The organism is Arthrobacter vasquezii, assembly GCF_029455255.1.
GTDB lineage: Bacteria > Actinomycetota > Actinomycetes > Actinomycetales > Micrococcaceae > Arthrobacter_D > Arthrobacter_D parietis.
Genome location: NZ_JAROKN010000011.1, coordinates 1 through 16,965, shown reverse-complemented (window position 1 = coordinate 16,965; position 16,965 = coordinate 1). Strand labels below are relative to the sequence as shown.

10 protein-coding genes are annotated in these 16,965 nt (G+C 62.5%); 8 read left to right on the top strand and 2 right to left on the bottom strand.

Annotation, left to right across the window (positions count from 1 at the left end; translation table 11 throughout):
* Window positions 1-226: 226 nt before the first annotated feature.
* The 5 genes from ispD to glgX all read left to right on the top strand — a co-directional run bounded on the left by ispD (window position 227) and on the right by glgX (window position 6,254).
* Window positions 227-1,078 carry a 2-C-methyl-D-erythritol 4-phosphate cytidylyltransferase gene (gene ispD / locus P4U43_RS06610; protein ID WP_318533009.1) on the top strand — a complete coding sequence of 284 codons (852 nt, stop codon included), beginning with the start codon at window positions 227-229 and terminating at the stop codon, window positions 1,076-1,078.
* The gene (gene ispF / locus P4U43_RS06605) at window positions 1,075-1,563 is read left to right on the top strand and encodes a 2-C-methyl-D-erythritol 2,4-cyclodiphosphate synthase (protein ID WP_277358017.1); all 489 of its coding nucleotides are present in this window, start codon (window positions 1,075-1,077) and stop codon (window positions 1,561-1,563) included. The genes ispD and ispF overlap by 4 nt, the downstream gene beginning before the upstream one ends.
* 52 nt (window positions 1,564-1,615) lie before the next feature.
* Window positions 1,616-3,079: a cysteine--tRNA ligase gene (cysS, locus tag P4U43_RS06600; protein ID WP_277358016.1), complete on the top strand. Its 1,464-nt coding sequence runs from the start codon at window positions 1,616-1,618 to the stop codon at window positions 3,077-3,079.
* Between the two features lie 87 nt (window positions 3,080-3,166).
* Window positions 3,167-4,159, top strand: a complete 993-nt coding sequence (gene rlmB, locus P4U43_RS06595) for a 23S rRNA (guanosine(2251)-2'-O)-methyltransferase RlmB (protein ID WP_277358015.1) — start codon at window positions 3,167-3,169, stop codon at window positions 4,157-4,159.
* A 16-nt stretch (window positions 4,160-4,175) separates the two neighbouring features.
* Complete coding sequence (gene glgX / locus P4U43_RS06590; protein WP_277358014.1) at window positions 4,176-6,254, top strand: glycogen debranching protein GlgX; 2,079 nt, start codon at window positions 4,176-4,178, stop codon at window positions 6,252-6,254.
* Here the strand turns inward: glgX and glgP are convergent.
* Window positions 6,251-8,863 (bottom strand): alpha-glucan family phosphorylase, encoded by a 2,613-nt coding sequence (gene glgP / locus P4U43_RS06585; RefSeq protein WP_277358013.1) that lies wholly within the window; start codon window positions 8,861-8,863, stop codon window positions 6,251-6,253. The two genes, glgX and glgP, sit on opposite strands and share 4 nt — an antisense overlap.
* Before the next feature lie 189 nt (window positions 8,864-9,052).
* Between glgP and P4U43_RS06580 the strand changes: the two genes are divergently transcribed.
* Genes P4U43_RS06580 through glgB form a run of 3 tightly spaced genes read left to right on the top strand, consistent with a single transcriptional unit; the run spans window position 9,053 to window position 16,499 of the window.
* Complete coding sequence (locus tag P4U43_RS06580) at window positions 9,053-11,068, top strand: alpha-1,4-glucan--maltose-1-phosphate maltosyltransferase (protein ID WP_277358012.1); 2,016 nt, start codon at window positions 9,053-9,055, stop codon at window positions 11,066-11,068.
* The gene (treS, locus tag P4U43_RS06575) at window positions 11,068-12,834 is read left to right on the top strand and encodes a maltose alpha-D-glucosyltransferase (protein WP_277358011.1); all 1,767 of its coding nucleotides are present in this window, start codon (window positions 11,068-11,070) and stop codon (window positions 12,832-12,834) included. Before P4U43_RS06580 ends, treS begins: the two co-directional genes overlap by 1 nt.
* Window positions 12,834-16,499, top strand: coding sequence for a 1,4-alpha-glucan branching protein GlgB (glgB, locus tag P4U43_RS06570; RefSeq protein ID WP_277358010.1), 3,666 nt, complete (start codon window positions 12,834-12,836; stop codon window positions 16,497-16,499). Before treS ends, glgB begins: the two co-directional genes overlap by 1 nt.
* A gap of 112 nt (window positions 16,500-16,611) precedes the next feature.
* Here the strand turns inward: glgB and P4U43_RS06565 are convergent.
* Window positions 16,612-16,965: hypothetical protein (locus P4U43_RS06565; protein WP_277358009.1), on the bottom strand; the 354-nt coding region annotated here is incomplete at its 5' end.

The following is a 16,965-nucleotide window of genomic DNA, read 5'->3' as shown; positions in this document are numbered from 1 at the left end:
AAAGAAAAGGACCGCATAGCTGCGGTCCTTTTCTTATGGCCGGGCTGCTGCTCGCAAGGGGCCTTCGCACACAATCCTGAGCGAGGATCCTTGCGAGCAGCAGTGCTTATTTTCTCAAGTTCGCGCTCGTCGAGATAGCTCGCGGTGCCACTCCCAACCTGACACTCCCCTAGCCGCGCAAGCGGCGATAATCCAAGGCGTGGTAGCGGAGACCAAGGCAGCGAAGATGGCAATAACCGCTAGGAACAACCCCACGCCCGCGCCGGCGAAGCAAATCACTATGGCAGGACCAGAGGTTCCGACCTATGGTCCTGCGAGCACACAAGCACTACGCTCTGCGTGCTTGGCAAACTATTGGCGTATCGTCTGGTTAGTGGTGAATCCTAAGCAAGCCATTGTTCTTGTTGCGGCTGGTTCCGGTAGCCGCCTCGGAATGGGCGTTCCCAAAGCGCAAGTGCGTATCGGCGACGCCACCATCTTGGAGCACGCCCTCCGAGCATGTCTGGCATCTCGAATTGATGCCCACGTGTGCGTTGTTCTCCCGCCTGGCGACGATACTTTGCGGGCAGTAGTTGATCACTCCGGCGGGCCATCGGTGACCGTAGTTGAGGGGGGCGTGACACGTCAGGCATCAGTGCGAGCGGGCTTATCCACCCTCCCTTCAACGGTCCGGTACGTGCTAGTTCATGACGCGGCTCGCGCACTGACGCCACCAGAAGTATTCCGGCGTGTGTTGCAGACGCTCATGGACGGCGCAGAAGCGGTCACTCCGGGTGTCGCGGTAGCTGACACCATCAAGAGCGTGAGCGACGGCTGGGTTGCGGCTACCCCAGCTCGCGCCGGACTGCGGGCGATCCAAACGCCGCAGGGATTTACTCTGCAGCTCCTGCGGCGTGTGCATTCGGAAACGAGCGATGCCGACATCACCGACGACGCGATGCTAGTCGAGTCACTCGGGGTGCCTGTTCGTGTAGTTGAGGGCCACCCCGAGGCCTTCAAGGTCACTACGCCCCTTGATCTGATGCTCGCCGAAGCGCTTGTGCGCCGGGCTCGCGAACACGCAGGGGAGCAGCAGTGAGCGCTAATCTTCCACGCACCGGTATCGGCATCGACGTCCATGCCTTTGCGCCCGATGACCAGCCGCGCACGCTGTGGCTGGCCGGGCTTCAATGGCCGGGCGAGCGCGGGCTGGCCGGCCATTCCGACGGCGACGCCGTTGCGCACGCAGCAGCCGATGCCCTGTTCTCTGCCTCAGGAACAGGCGACCTCGGCACCAACTTCGGCACCGACCGTCCCGAATATGCCGGTGCGTCCGGCGTCCTGCTCCTGACGGAAGCCGCCCGGATTGTTCGCGCCGCTGGCTTTGAAATTGGCAATGTCGCCGTCCAGCTGGTTGGGAACCGTCCGCGGTTCACGCCCCGCCGCCCGGAAGCGGAAGCGCTCCTCTCTGCGGCGATCGGAGCATTGGTCAGCGTCTCGGCAACCACCAGCGACGGACTGGGTTTCACTGGCCGTGGTGAGGGAATAGCGGCGATCGCCACCGCCGTCGTCGTTCAGCTCTGACACTTCGCCGGCGGCTGCCGGCCGGTGCCGCCCGATTCGGTAGTCTGGATCGGTGAGCCTGAGATTCTATGACACCGCAACGGCAGTAATCCGAGAGTTCACACCGGTACATCCCGGGGAAGCGCGGGTCTACTATTGCGGGGCCACCGTCCAGGGGATGCCGCATGTGGGGCACGTCCGTTCCGCAATCGCCTTCGACCAGCTCACCCGCTGGCTGCGTATCCGCGGTTACGCGGTGACCGTGGTCCGGAACGTCACGGACATTGATGACAAAATCCTTGCCAAGTCCAAAGCCTCCTTCGAGGAAGTGCCCACAGATCCGGACGCTGTGCCCAACGAAGAGTGGTGGGCATTGGCCTACCGCTACGAGCAGGAGTTCCTTAAGGCGTATGACACCCTAGGCGTGCAGCGGCCCACCTATGAACCCCGCGCCACCGGGCACATCCTGGAAATGCACCAGCTCATCGGGCAACTCATCGACCGCGGCCATGCGTATCCGGCTGCGGACGGCTCAGGTGACGTCTACTTCGATGTGCGGTCCTGGCCTGCTTACGGCAGCCTCACCAACCAGGACGTTGATGACATGCAGGCCGCACCGGATGTCGAAGCGCAGTTCAGCAACCGCAAGAAAGACCCACGTGACTTCGCTCTCTGGAAGGGTTGGAAAGAGGGCGAACCGGAGACGGCGGCGTGGCCCAGTCCGTGGGGCCCGGGCCGTCCCGGCTGGCACCTTGAGTGCTCTGCGATGGTGACCAAGTACCTTGGCGCCGAGTTCGACATCCACGGCGGCGGCCTGGACCTGCGCTTCCCCCATCACGAGAACGAGATGGCGCAGTCGCAGGCCGCAGGGCATGCCTTCGCCCGGTTCTGGATGCACAACGGGATGGTGACCTACGAGGGCGAGAAAATGTCCAAGTCGGTGGGTAACACCATCAGCCCGGATGAGATGCTGCAGCTCGCCGACGCCAGGGTAGTTCGCTACTACCTGGGCCAGGCGCATTACCGCTCCGTTCTGGACTACCGGCCCACGTCGCTCCAGGAGGCTGCTGCCGCCGTCGAACGCATTGACGGGTTCCTTGCGAAGGCGGGTACAGCAAAGTCGAGTGACGCGGGGAGCGCGCCGCAGTGGCAGGACCTACCGGAGGCCTTCGCCGAGGCCATGGACGAGGATCTGAATGTTCCCCGCGCACTCGCTGTCCTCCACGAGACGGTGCGTGCCGGCAATTCGGCGCTGGCAAACAAGGACGACGACGGCGCCGCCCGGGCAGCAGCCGCAGTCACCGCCATGACCGCTGCGCTGGGGCTTGATGATGCGAGGTCGGCCGAAGGGAACCGGGAGAGCCCGGAACACGGAGCCCTCGACGCCCTGATCCGATCGCAGCTCAGCGAACGCGCCTCGGCCCGCGCAGCCAGGGATTGGGCCCGGGCGGATGCCATCCGGGACGCACTGGCGGGAGCCGGCGTCGTGGTCGAGGACTCTCCGGACGGTGCGCGCTGGAGCCTCTCCCGCGACTGACGGTCCCGAAAATCGGCAGGGGAGTGACCAGGCATCCGCCCGCGTAAACTGGACTGACGCAAGTCCCCTATCTGAAGGTGTTTCCCCATGGCCAACCCCCACGGACGTCCTGGTGCTATCCGCAAGACCAAGAAGGGTCCCACCATCGGCACGGGCGGCCACGGACGGAAGTCGCTTGAGGGCAAGGGGCCCACGCCCAAGGCTGAAGACCGCCCGTACCACAAGTCGCACAAGAGCAAGCAGTTGGCTGAGCGCTCCGCCGCAAAGCGGCTTGCTGGGAGGGCAGCTCCCGGCCGGGCCAAGGCAAAGCCGGGGGAAGAGTACGTCACCGGGCGGAACGCCGTCGTGGAAGCGCTACGGGCCGGCATCCCTGCCAAGGCACTGTATGTCGCCATCCGGATCGACGTGGATGACCGCGTCCGTGAGTCGCTCAAGCTAGCAACAGAGCGCGGCATTCCCCTCATGGAAACGGGTAAGCCTGAGCTGGACCGTCTCGCGGACGGCTCCGTTCACCAGGGCATGATGCTGCAGATTCCGCCGTATGAATACGCAGACGGCCTCGACCTCGCCAGCGAGACCATCGCCAAATGGAAGAAGGGGCACATCAGCCAGGCGCCGCTGTTCGTGGCGCTGGACGGCATCACTGACCCCCGTAACCTCGGCGCCATCATCCGGTCGCTGTCCGCGTTCAGCGGCCACGGCGTTCTTGTGCCGGAACGGCGCTCGGTCGGTGTGACGGCTTCCGCCTGGAAAACGAGTGCCGGAGCGGCTGTGCGGGTACCGGTTGCCCGGGTAGGCAACCTGAACTCCACCCTGAAATCCTTCAAGGACATGGGCATTTTTGTTCTGGGGCTGGACGGGGATGGCGACGTCTCGTTGCCGGAAATCACCCTCGGCGTCGAGCCTGTATGCCTGGTGGTGGGTTCAGAGGGCAAGGGCCTGTCACGGCTGGTGCGGGAGAACTGCGACCAAATCGTGTCCATTCCGATTGACTCCGCCATGGAATCTCTGAACGCTTCTATGGCTGTGGGCATCAGTCTCTATGAAATCTCGCGTCAGCGGGCGGCCGAAGCCCGTTAGGAAACGAATTCCCCCTATGAGCCTGACCACCGAGATCACCCAACGTTCCCAAGCTTTCCCGCTGGGGGTCCGCCGGTGCGCCGGAAACCAGTCGAACCTGTTCGACGTGGCCGTGTACGCACCTGACCTAGATACAGTGGCGGTTCATTATCAGGACTCTCAGGGCAGCTGGAACGCCGTTGTGCTTCCGGAACTCACGGACGGGGTTCACCACGGTTTGGTGGAGGGGATGGGCGAATCCTCCAGGTACGCGTTCTGGCCTGACGATGCGCCGCTGCAGGGTGAGCCCGGCACATCGCAGCTGTTGCTGGACCCGTACGGCCGCGCCATCGACACCGTCCGGGTGGATGAAAACCCGGTCTACTTCTCCGTAGTGGTCGATCAGGCGTTCAACTGGGGCTCATCCCGCCGTCCGGGTACCCGCTGGAGGGACAGCGTTATTTACGAGGCGCACGTCAAAGGTCTCACGCAGCTGCACCCGGATGTGCCTGAGGAGCTCCGCGGCACTTACGCGGGCCTGGCTCATCCGGCAATGATCCGGCACCTGTTGGAGCTTGGAGTTACAGCCGTTGAGCTCCTGCCGATCCACTTCCACATTGATGAGCCCCACCTGGAACCGCTCGGGCTGAGCAACTACTGGGGCTACAACACGCTCGGGTTTTTCGCGCCTCACCCGGAGTACGCCACTGAGGCCGCACGCGAGGCTGGACCAAAAGCGGTGCAGGACGAGCTGAAGGGCATGGTCCGGCTCCTCCACGAGGCCGGGATCGAGGTCATCCTCGATGTCGTCTACAACCACACCGCCGAGGGCCCGCAGGGCGGTCCCGCACTCTGCTGGCGCGGGCTGAGTGAGATGAAGTACTACCGCCACCACGACGACGGCCGTTACCTCGACACCACCGGTTGCGGAAACACGGTCAATTTCACCGAACCGCGCGTAATTCAGTTCGCGCTGGACTCTCTGCGGTACTGGGTCGACGAGTTCGGGATCGATGGCTTCCGCTTTGACCTCGCCGTCGCCCTCTGCCGGGATGAAAGCCACCAGTTCACGCCGCGGCACCCCCTGCTGATCGCCATCGCCGCAGACACCGTGCTCAGCGGTGTCAAGCTGATTGCTGAACCGTGGGACGTCGGCTACAACGGCTGGCAGACGGGAAACTTTCCCCAGGGCTGGGCGGACTGGAACGACCGCTTCCGGGACACCGCCCGCGACTTCTGGCTGTCGGACCAGGCGGCCCTGGCCGAGGGACGGCGCGGCGGCACCGTGGCACGCCTGGCCAGTTGTCTGGCCGGCTCAGCCGAGGTGTTCGGCCGGTCCGGTCGGACGGCGGTGTCTTCAATCAACTTCGTCACCGCCCACGACGGCTTCACTCTGGCGGACCTGACGGCCTACAACCGGAAGCACAACGAGGCCAACGGCGAGGCCAACCGCGACGGACACAACGACAACCGCAGCTACAACCACGGTGTCGAGGGACCAACGGAGCAGGAGGCCATTCTTGCCGCCCGTTCCCTCACAGCCCGGAACCTGATGGCTACGCAGCTGCTCGCGCTCGGGGTCCCGATGATCACGGCCGGCGATGAGTTCGGCCGCACCCAGCATGGGAACAACAACGCTTACTGCCAGGACAATGAACTGGCGTGGGTCCACTGGAACCACAACGAGGACGCTCGCGGCATGCTCACGGCAACACGCGAACTGCTGCGTATCCGCCGGGAGTTCCTCACCGAGCAGCCCGCCGGATACCCCGCGCGGGAAGATACCTCGTACCTGCTCTGGTTCAACGCGGACGGCGAGCCGATGCGCCAGGAGCAATGGTCGGATCCTGAGTGCCGGACCGTCCAGCTGCTGCTTGGATCGCCCGGCGGGGACCTCGACGGTCTGATTGTGGTCAATGGACATCTGGAGGACCGCAGCCTGGTTCTTCCCACGGCAGCAGCACTGCATGGGCTGGGTTTCCCCGAGAGTCAGAACCAGATGTTCGAGCTGCGGTTCACCACAGCGGATGCCAACGCAAAACGCCGCGGTGCCCGTCTCTGTGGAGGAGAAACGGACACCGCGGCGGCGAACTCAGTAACTGTCTATCGCGTTTAGGCGTTCACCACGAGTCCAAGTTCAGCCCGGGAAGCAAGGCTCTCGTGTTGGGGCAGCACGCGGACGGTGTACCCGAACGAGCCGGAGTGGTCAATGACAATCTCTCCACTGAACAGGAACCGTCCGCGGCCCAGATCCTCGCCAACCTGAAGATCCGCTACGGCTACCTCGCTCAGGTCGTCACTATCGGAGGCGCGGCCGTAGACCACTTCCACCGACACGTCTTCGGGCCCTACGCTACCCAGCGAGACGTAGGCGTTGACGGTGAGCGTGTCTCCGATCTGTGGTTCCTCGGACACACCAAGCGAGTCAACGTGTTCAACCTGCACGGCAGACCAGCCGTCCTTGATCTTCGAACGCCAGGAGGCCATCTGCTTCGCCGAGCTGTAGCCGTCGCGGACTGCCAGTCGTCCTGCACGGCAGGCGGGCTGGTACAGCTGGCCTACATAGTCCTGGAGCATGCGCTCGGCGGAAACCGCAGGGCCCAGCTTCGCCATGGTGTGCTTGATCATCGACACCCACTGATGCGGGACGCCGTCGCTGGACGGTGACGAGGGACCGGCAGCGCTTACGCCCGGTGCGCGGACCGTGCTGTAGAAGCGGGGAGCCACCTGCTCTTCGATGAGGTCATACAGGGCTGCTGCCTCGATGTCGTCACGCTCGTCGGCGGAGGCACCGTTGTTGGCGGTCGGGATTGCCCAGCCGTTGTCGCCGTCGTACATTTCATCCCACCAGCCGTCCAGCACCGACAGGTTGAGCCCACCGTTGATGGCTGACTTCATCCCGGACGTCCCGCACGCCTCGAGCGGGCGGAGGGGGTTGTTGAGCCACACATCGCAACCCGGGAACAGTGTGCGTGCCATGGCGATGTCGTAGTTCGGCAGGAACACAATCCGGTGGCGCACCTCGGGGTCGTCAGTGAACCGGACGAGGTCCTGGATCATGCGCTTGCCCTGCTCATCGGCGGGGTGCGACTTTCCTGCGATGACGAGCTGGATGGGATTGGTGGGGTGCAGCAGAAGCGCCTTGAGGCGGTCTGCATCGCGCAGCATCAGGGTGAGCCGCTTGTAGGTGGGTACGCGGCGCGCGAATCCGATGGTGAGCACGTCCGGGTCGAGGACACTATCCGTCCAGGCCAGCTCGGCGTCGGCTGCGCCGCGCTTCTTCCAGGAAGACCGCAACCGGGAGCGGACATCATCGATGAGGTTGGAGCGCATGATCCGCCTCAGCCGCCAGATGTCGGCGTCCTCAACGTCATACACGCGTGCCCACTGCGGGTCCAGCACGGATTCCGCGCCGAAGTTCTCCCGGGCGAAGTCGGCGATGAGGGGGTCCACCCAGGTGGGTACGTGGACGCCGTTCGTCACCGAGGTGATGGGAACTTCCCGGGAGTCGAAGCCCGGCCATAGTCCCGAGAACATTTCGCGTGACACCTCGCCGTGCAGCTTGGCAACACCGTTGGCGCGCTGCGCCAGCCGCAGGCCCATGACCGCCATATTGAACTTCGACCCGTCACCGCCGTCGTAATTTTCTGCTCCCAGTTCGAGGACACGCTCGGTGGGAACGGAAGGCGCCAGCCCGGCATCGAAGAAATGCTGGATCTGTGCCCGTTCAAATCGGTCAATACCGGCCGGAACCGGGGTATGTGTGGTGAAGACCGTGGATGCGCGGCCGGCTGTCAGAGCTTCCTCCCAGGACATCGGCTGCTCATTGGAGGAGTCCATGAGCTCGCGGATGCGCTCAATGCCGAGGAACCCGGCGTGTCCCTCGTTGGTGTGGAAGACCTCGGGGGCGGGAAGCCCGGTCAGCCGCTCGAAGATGCGCAGTGCCTTCACTCCGCCCATACCCAGCAGCAGTTCCTGCTGCAGACGCTGGTCGCCGCCGCCGCCGTACAGGCGGTCGGTGACGTTGCGCGCCGCTTCGTCATTGCCTGGAACATTGGAATCTAGGAGCAGCAACGGAACGCGCCCGACGTCGGCCCTCCAGATGTGGGCGCGCAGCTCACGCCCGTTGGGAAGCGGGAGCACTACCGTTGCAGCGGCGCCGTCCTCCTCACGGAGGAGCGTAAGGGGGAGTCCGTCCGGGTCGAGGACGGGATAGGTTTCCTGCTGCCATGCGTCGCGGGAGAGGGACTGTTTGAAGTAGCCCGCTTGGTAAAGAAGCCCGACACCGACCAGCGGCACGCCCAGGTCGGATGCCGCCTTGAGGTGGTCACCGGCCAGAATGCCGAGGCCGCCGGAATACTGGGGAAGCACAGCGCTGATGCCGTACTCAGGGGAGAAGTAGGCGATGGACTTGGGTGCGTCCTCACCGAGCGATTGGTACCACCGTGGCTCTGACAGGTACTGCTCCAGGTCAGCTCCGAGATCCTGAATCCGCGACACCAGTTCCTGGTTCGCGGCAATACGCTTCAGCTGCTCCCGGGTGATGGATCCGAGGAACTGGACGGGATCGTGGCCGCTGGATTCCCACGCCTCGGGATTGATGTCATGGAACAGTCTCGCAGTAGGCAAATGCCAGGACCAGCGCAGATTGCCAGCCAGCTTACCTAGGGGAGCGATGCTCGGCGGAAGAACGGTACGGACAGTAAACCTACGGATTGCCTTCACGTTGGGTAGGTTAGCGTACATTTCCGAGCCGGAGTACGTCTTGGCCCCTCATGTGCGTAAACGCTTGCAATGTGAAGTGCAACACTTGTCCCCTTTAGAAAGTCGCCTTAGCAATCTGACGCGATAATGGATAACGTCTAGTCTGTGACCACTTCGAGCGAGGCGACACGAAAAAGGGCAGGCGCATCCATGAGCGAAGATTTACGGTTCGGACGGATTCCCATCACCAAGGTGTCTCCGGTGGTCGAGGGCGGCTTGTTCCCCTCGAAGGCCGTACCGGGATCCGACATTGTGGTGGGAGCAACGGTTTTCCGGGAGGGCCACGACCAACTCGGTGTATCGGCAGTACTGCTCGACCCACAGGGCGCGGAAGTGCAGCGGGTACGGCTGGCGCCGCTCGGGATGGGAACGGATCACTATGAAGGCCGGCTCCGGCCAGCCGCCGTCGGGCTTCATTCCTTCCTGATCGAGGGCTGGAGTGATCTGTATGAAACCTGGCACCATAACGCCACCGTAAAAATTGAAGTGGGCGTCGACGTCGAGCTGATGCTCGAAGAGGGGGCGGTGCTCTTCACCTCCCAGTCTTCCTCCCGGCCCGCGCCGGAGAAGGACCTGTTCCTCGCCACCGCGGAGCGGCTCCGGAACCGGGAGTTGCCCATTGATGAGCGTCTCGCCGCCGGGCACGCCCCGGACATTCGCGCAGCGGTCGAGCGTGAGCCGTTGCGGGCTCTGGTGACGCCGTCCCGTGCGTACCCGATCCTCGTGGAGCGCGAGGCTGCCGGCCGGGGCGCCTGGTACGAGTTCTTCCCGCGCTCAGAAGGCGCCAGTTATGACCCCGGCGCCGCAGAGTGGACCTCGGGAAACTTCGTCACCGCAGCCCAAAGGCTCCCCGCTGTTGCACAGATGGGTTTCGACGTCGTCTACCTCCCTCCGATCCACCCGATCGGTAAAACGCACCGCAAAGGCCCGAACAACACCTTGAACGCAGGGCCGGGGGATCCCGGTTCCCCGTGGGCAATCGGCGGTCCGGAGGGTGGTCATGACGCCATCCACCCGGATCTGGGAACTTTCGAGGACTTCGACGCCTTTGTCCAGCGGGCTCATGACCTGAACCTCGAAGTGGCCCTGGACCTTGCGCTGCAGGCTTCGCCTGACCATCCCTGGGTCACGGAACACCCCGAGTGGTTCACCACACGCGTGGACGGGTCTATCGCCTACGCCGAGAACCCGCCGAAGAAGTACCAGGACATCTATCCGATCAATTTCGACAATGATCCGGACGGCATCTACAACGAGGTGGTGCGCATAGTTCTGCTGTGGGTGAGCCACGGCGTCCGTATTTTCCGCGTGGACAACCCCCATACCAAGCCGGTGCAGTTCTGGGAATGGCTCATCGCGCAGGTGAACAGGAAACATCCCGATGTCGTGTTCCTGGCCGAGGCGTTCACGCGGCCGGCCATGATGCATGCCCTCGGACGGGCAGGCTTCCAGCAGTCCTACACCTACTTCACCTGGCGCAACACCAAGGAGGAGTTGGAGCAGTACTTCACCGAGGTCAGCCGGGACACTGCGGCGTTCTTCCGCCCCAACTTCTTTGTGAACACACCGGACATCCTCACCGAGTACCTCCAGTACGGTGGGCCGGCAGCGTTCAAGGTGAGGGCCGTGCTTGCCTCCATGGCGAGCCCGCTCTGGGGTGTGTACGCCGGCTATGAGCTATACGAACACGTTGCCCGGCCGGGTGCGGAGGAGTACATCGACAATGAAAAGTTCGAGTACCGTCCCCGTGACTACGAAGCCGCCGAAGCTCAGGGGCGAAGCCTCGCACCCTTCCTTACGCGGTTGAATGAGATCCGCCGCTCCCATCCGGCACTCGGTGATCTCGAGAACCTCACGGTCCACAGCAGCACGGACGAGGCCACCCTGGTTTTCTCCAAGCACAAGGAAGGCCTGGGGGAGAATGGCCAGGAAAAGGACACACTCATCGTTGTCGTCAATGTTGATCCGCACAGCGCACGGGAGTCCACCGTGTCCCTCAACCTCGGTGCCCTCGGTCTTGCGGACGGCGACTGGAATGAGGATGGCACCTTCTGGGTGGATGACCTCATCACCGGCCAAAGCTGGCAGTGGGGAGCACACAACTATGTCAGGCTGGATGCTCACGTGGAACCGGCTCACATCCTTTCCGTCAGGAGGACTCGTTAGTGGCGAATCCGTTTCAGCTGCATGCCCCAGGCCTTGCACATGACCCGCACTGGTACCGCAAGGCCGTGTTCTATGAAGTGTTGGTTCGAGGTTTCGCCGACGCGAACGGCGATGGCTCCGGGGATTTCACCGGCCTGATCGACAAACTCGACTATCTGCAGTGGCTCGGAGTCGACTGCCTCTGGCTTCCACCGTTCTTCAAGTCCCCGCTGCGTGATGGCGGCTATGACATCGCGGATTACTATGATGTGCTCGACGAGTTTGGCAGCCTGAGCGACTTCAAGCGGCTGGTGGCCGAAGCGCACGCACGTGGCGTTCGTGTCATCATCGACCTCCCGCTGAACCACACTTCCGACAAACACCAGTGGTTCGAGGAGTCGCGCACAGACCCGGACGGGCCGTACGGCGACTTCTACGTGTGGAGCGACACCGACGAGAAGTACCAGGACGCCCGGATCATATTCGTTGACACGGAGGAGTCCAACTGGACTTTCGATCCAGTCCGTCGGCAGTTCTTCTGGCACAGGTTCTTCAGCCACCAGCCTGACCTCAACTTCGAGAACCCGAAGGTGACGGAGGCACTGTTCGACGTCGTGCGGTTCTGGCTGGACCAGGGGATTGACGGCTTCCGGGCAGATGCCATTCCCTACCTCTTCGAAGAGGAGGGAACCAACTGCGAGAACCTTCCCGCCACTCACACCTTCCTCAAGGAACTACGGGCCATGGTGGACGAGAACTATCCCGGACGCGTCATCATCGCTGAAGCAAACCAGATGCCCGACGAGGTTGTGGAGTACTTCGGTGACGAAGAGGGCGCAGAGTGCCACATGTGCTTTCACTTTCCGATCATGCCGCGGCTCTTTTACGCCCTGCGGGACCAGAAAGCAGCCCCGATCATCGAGACGATGGCCGAGACGCCTGACATCCCGGCCGGTGCCCAGTGGGGAACCTTCCTGCGGAACCATGATGAACTCACGCTGGAGATGGTGACTAACGAGGAACGCGAAGCGATGCTTGGCTGGTACGCACCTGATTCCCGGATGCGCGCCAATATCGGTATCCGGCGTCGTCTTTCGCCGCTGCTGGACAACTCGCGGGCGGAAGTGGAACTCATCCATGCACTGCTGCTCTCCCTGCCAGGCAGCCCGTTCCTGTACTACGGCGATGAGATCGGCATGGGAGACAACATCTGGCTTGAGGACCGCGATGCCTCCCGAACGCCCATGCAATGGAACCCGGACAGGAACGCGGGCTTCTCGACCGCCGATCCCGGCAAGCTTTACCTTCCGGTGGTTCAATCGCTCGTTTATCACTACAACCATGTGAACGTCGAAGCGCAGCTCGCAAGCTCGAGTTCGTTGCTTCACTGGATGCGGCAGATGCTCGCGGTGCGGCGATCCCACCCCGCGTTCGGTCTTGGCTCTTATCGCAACGTACCCACTGAGGCCGAGCCGGTGCTCGCGTTCATCCGTGAAGTTCCGGCCGACAACCCTGAAGGGGAGCAGCCGGAGGTGATCCTGTGCGTGTTCAACCTGTCGCAGCATCCGGTAGCAGCACGGCTGCACCTGCCGGAGTACTCGGGCAGGGGACTGCGTGATCTCTTCGGCGGTACCCCGTTCCCGGCGTTCGGCGATGACGGCGATCTCACCCTGACGCTGGGCAGCCATGACTTCTACTGGCTGCGGTTGCGTTCGGCCAGTTCCAATGTGGCCTCTCCGCATACCGAAGCGATGCCCGTAATTCCTATCTCGAAGGCAGTAGAGTAATGGCCGTATCGACGTCATCCGTTCCCGAACTGCTCACGGCCTGGATGCCCACCCAGCGCTGGTTCCCTTCGAAAGGCAGGGAGATATCCCTGAGCCGCGCCGGTGGTGTCCGGTTGGAGGACCCGGCGGATGAAGTGGGGTTGGAGGTGCATCTCGTTGCGGTTGAGTCCGGAAGACGGCTGGACGTCGTCAATGTGCCGCTTACTTTTCGGTCGGAGCCCCTCAAGGGGGCGGAGTCGGCGCTGCTCGGAGAGACCGACCACGCCGAACTGGGACGCAGGTACGTCTACGACGGCACCCATGATCCCGTATTCATTGCCGCGTGGCTCGAGCTCATCCGCACTCAGGGCGGCACGGATGACGGCCGAACCAGGGCAACCTCACTCGGCGACTTCGGTTCCTCTCCCAGCGTCCCTGCGTCGGCTGATATCTCGGTGCTCGGCGGCGAACAGTCGAACACCTCCGTGGTCATTTCCTCCGGTGGGACGCCGACCATCCTGAAATTCTTCCGGGTCCTCGCAGCCGGGGAGAGCCCTGATGTCCTGGTGAGCGCAAAACTCACCGATGCCGGATCAACCGACGTACCGCAGACTTTCGGTTGGGTGATGGGCAGTTGGCAGGACACCAGGTCCGCTGATGAATGGGTCACCGGGCATCTCAGCGTGCTTCGGGAATTCATTCCGGGCAGCAAGGATGCCTGGCGGCAGGCCGTCACCGCCTTGGAAGCGGGACAACCGTTCACCACGGAGGCGGGTGAGCTCGGACGGGTCATCGCACGCATCCACAATCAGCTCGCACAGGCCTTCGGGAGCCGCGCCGCAACCGAACAGGAGTCGGCTGAGTTTCGGCAGTCCCTGGCCAGCCGTATCGAGTGGGCGTGGCGTGAGGCTGGGGCCACCGTAGGACCATACGACGAGCAGATCCAGGCAGTCATCGGCGAAGTGCAGGGATTGAAAGAACTTCCCGAACTTCAACGCATCCATGCGGATCTGCACCTAGGGCAGATTCTTGCAACGCGCGGAAGTAAATGGCTCGTCCTCGACTTTGAAGGTGAACCGCTGCGGCCGGCATCCGAACGAAGCGTGCCGGATGTTCCTGTGCGCGACGTCGTCGGGCTCGTGCGTTCTTTGGAGTACGCGGCAGGAGTGGGCGTACACGAAGCGGTAGTCTCGCCATCGGCCGCTGAGGCCTGGGCAACGGATTCAGTGACTGCCTTCCTCGACGGCTATTCCAGTGAGGCTGGAACAACGGTCGATCGCGCCGGCTCCCTTTTCCGTGGGCTATGGCTTGACAAGGCACTCTACGAGGTGGTGTACGAATTGAGAAACCGACCAGATTGGGTGGACGTACCCGTGTCAGCAGTTCGACGAATGCTCAAGGGCGGCGGGTCCGCCAAAGAAGAAGCATCGAATCAGGATTCCCCTGAGGATGCGGGCGCGACGGCGGCGGCGCAGGACCAGCCTGTCGCCACCGCACCTTCCGGTGATCCTATCCAGGTGGATCCGGATGTCCTTCAGCAGGTGTCCGAAGGGCGGTACTACCAGCCGCATGCAGTACTCGGAGCCCACCTGGACCAACACGGGCACGTAACCATCCGCACCCTTCGCCGGCTCGCGGAGAGCGTCACTGTGGTGACCGGCAGTGGCCGGACCGAGCTGAGCCATGAACACAACGGCATCTGGGTTGGCACTGTTGAACCTGAGCTGCCCGGACACGTCCCGGACTACCGCTTGGAAGTGGTGTATGACGGCGCTCCCCAAATGGTCGACGATGCCTACCGCTTCCTGCCCACTCTGGGCGAAATCGATATGCACCTACTTGCGGAAGGAAGGCACGAGACCCTGTGGACGGCTCTGGGTGCTCATGTACGCCGCTACGCTTCCGCGCTCGGTGACATCGCTGGGGTCAGCTTTGCTGTATGGGCTCCGAATGCCCAGTCGGTCCGGGTCAAGGCCGACTTCAACGGCTGGGACGGCTCGGTCCACGCTATGAGGTCGCTCGGTAGCTCCGGAATTTGGGAGCTCTTCGTTCCGGGAGCAGAGGCGGGCGCCCGCTACAAGTTCGAAATCCTTGGTCGTGACGGGCAATGGCGTGAGAAAGCCGATCCCATGGCACGAGGCACGGAAATTCCGCCGCTTACCGGGTCCCGGGTGGTGGAGTCCCGCTACGTATTCGGAGATGACGAGTGGATCAAGGATCGCGCTTCCAAGGATCCACACAACGGTCCGATGAGCGTCTACGAAGTGCACCTTGGGTCCTGGCGGCTGGGGCTGGACTACAAGCAGCTCGCCGAACAACTGGTTGAGTACCTGCAGTGGCAGGGATTCACCCACGTCGAGCTGATGCCGGTCGCTGAGCACCCGTTCGGCGGGTCATGGGGCTACCAGGTGACGTCCTACTTCGCGCCGACCGCCCGTTTCGGGCACCCGGACGACTTCAAATACCTTGTGGACAAGCTGCACCAGGCGGGTATCGGCGTCATCATGGACTGGGTGCCGGCCCACTTCCCGAAGGACGAATGGGCTCTCGCCCGGTTCGACGGCGACACTCTCTACGAGCACGGCAACCCTCAGCTGGGCGAGCATCCGGACTGGGGCACGCTGATCTTTGATTACGGTCGACGGGAAGTGCGTAATTTCCTGGTGGCCAATGCCTTGTACTGGCTGGAAGAATTCCACATCGACGGGTTGAGAGTCGATGCAGTCGCCTCAATGCTGTACCTGGACTATTCACGCGAGGACGGTCAATGGCAGCCGAACAGGTTTGGCGGCCGTGAAAACCTTGAGGCAATCTCTTTCCTCCAGGAGGTCAATGCGACCGCCTACAAGCGTGTGCCGGGCATCGTGATGATCGCCGAGGAATCAACGGCCTTCGATGGCGTTACCCGTCCAACCTCACAGGGCGGGCTGGGCTTCGGAATCAAATGGAACATGGGGTGGATGCATGATTCCTTGCAGTACATCGCCGAGGATCCGATCAACCGTGTGCACCATCACGGCAAAGCTACCTTCTCCATGGTGTACGCCTACACCGAAAACTTCATGCTTCCGATCAGCCACGACGAGGTCGTGCACGGGAAGGGCTCACTGCTTCGGAAAATGCCCGGCGACCGGTGGCAGCAGCTGGCCAACGTCCGCGCATATCTAGCTTTCCAGTGGGCGCATCCGGGCAAGCAGCTGATCTTCATGGGTACCGAGTTTGCCCAGGAGTCGGAGTGGTCCGAACAGTACGGACTGGATTGGTGGCTGTCGGACACAATCCCGCATAAGGGCGTGCAAGAGATGGTCAGGTCTCTCAACTCCATCTACCGGCAGACGCCGGCACTGTATGCGCGTGATAACGATCCTTCAGGATTCCAATGGATCGACGAGAATGACGGCGCCCACAACACCTTGTCCTTCATCCGGTGGGACACGCAGGGAAATCCTCTTGTCTGCGTTGCGAACTTCTCCGGTTCGCCGCACGAGGGCTACCGGGTGGGAATGCCGTGGTCGGGGCAGTGGACCGAGCTGCTCAACACTGATGCCGAGGAGTTCGGCGGTTCTGGAGTACGGAACATCGGCCCGGTTGAGGCGGTAGAAGGAGCGCATAACGGGCTGCCCGCGTACGCGGATCTGCGGGTTCCGCCGCTGGGAGTTCTCTATCTGACCCCAGCCCACATCTAGCCCGAACCGCTACCCCGGAAGCTGGATTTACAACTGCGCTTCCGGGGTGCTAGAGTTTATATCCGCGCCGACGATCACTTCGGGTCAGGCCGACATCCACAATTCGCAAGAATCAGATTCGTTTCTGATCGCAGCGGACTGTGAATGAAGGCAGGATTTGACGGGGTGGGGTTTGGCGGGTAAGTTTGAAAAGTTGCTCCGGAGCGATGATGCGGCCTTGAGGGTTGTGTTTGGTGCCGGGTGTTTCTGTTGTTTGAGAACTCAATAGTGTGCCATGTTTGTTGATACCGATTGTTTTTTGATTGGTTGATTTGCTGGTCATCTCACCTTGTGGGGTGGCTGGTTTTTTGGCTGGTTTCGAATTTTGTGCAGCATGGGCTTCTCTTTTTCCGGGGGGTTTGTGTTGTGTTCGTAGTTTTTTACGGAGAGTTTGATCCTGGCTCAGGATGAACGCTGGCGGCGTGCT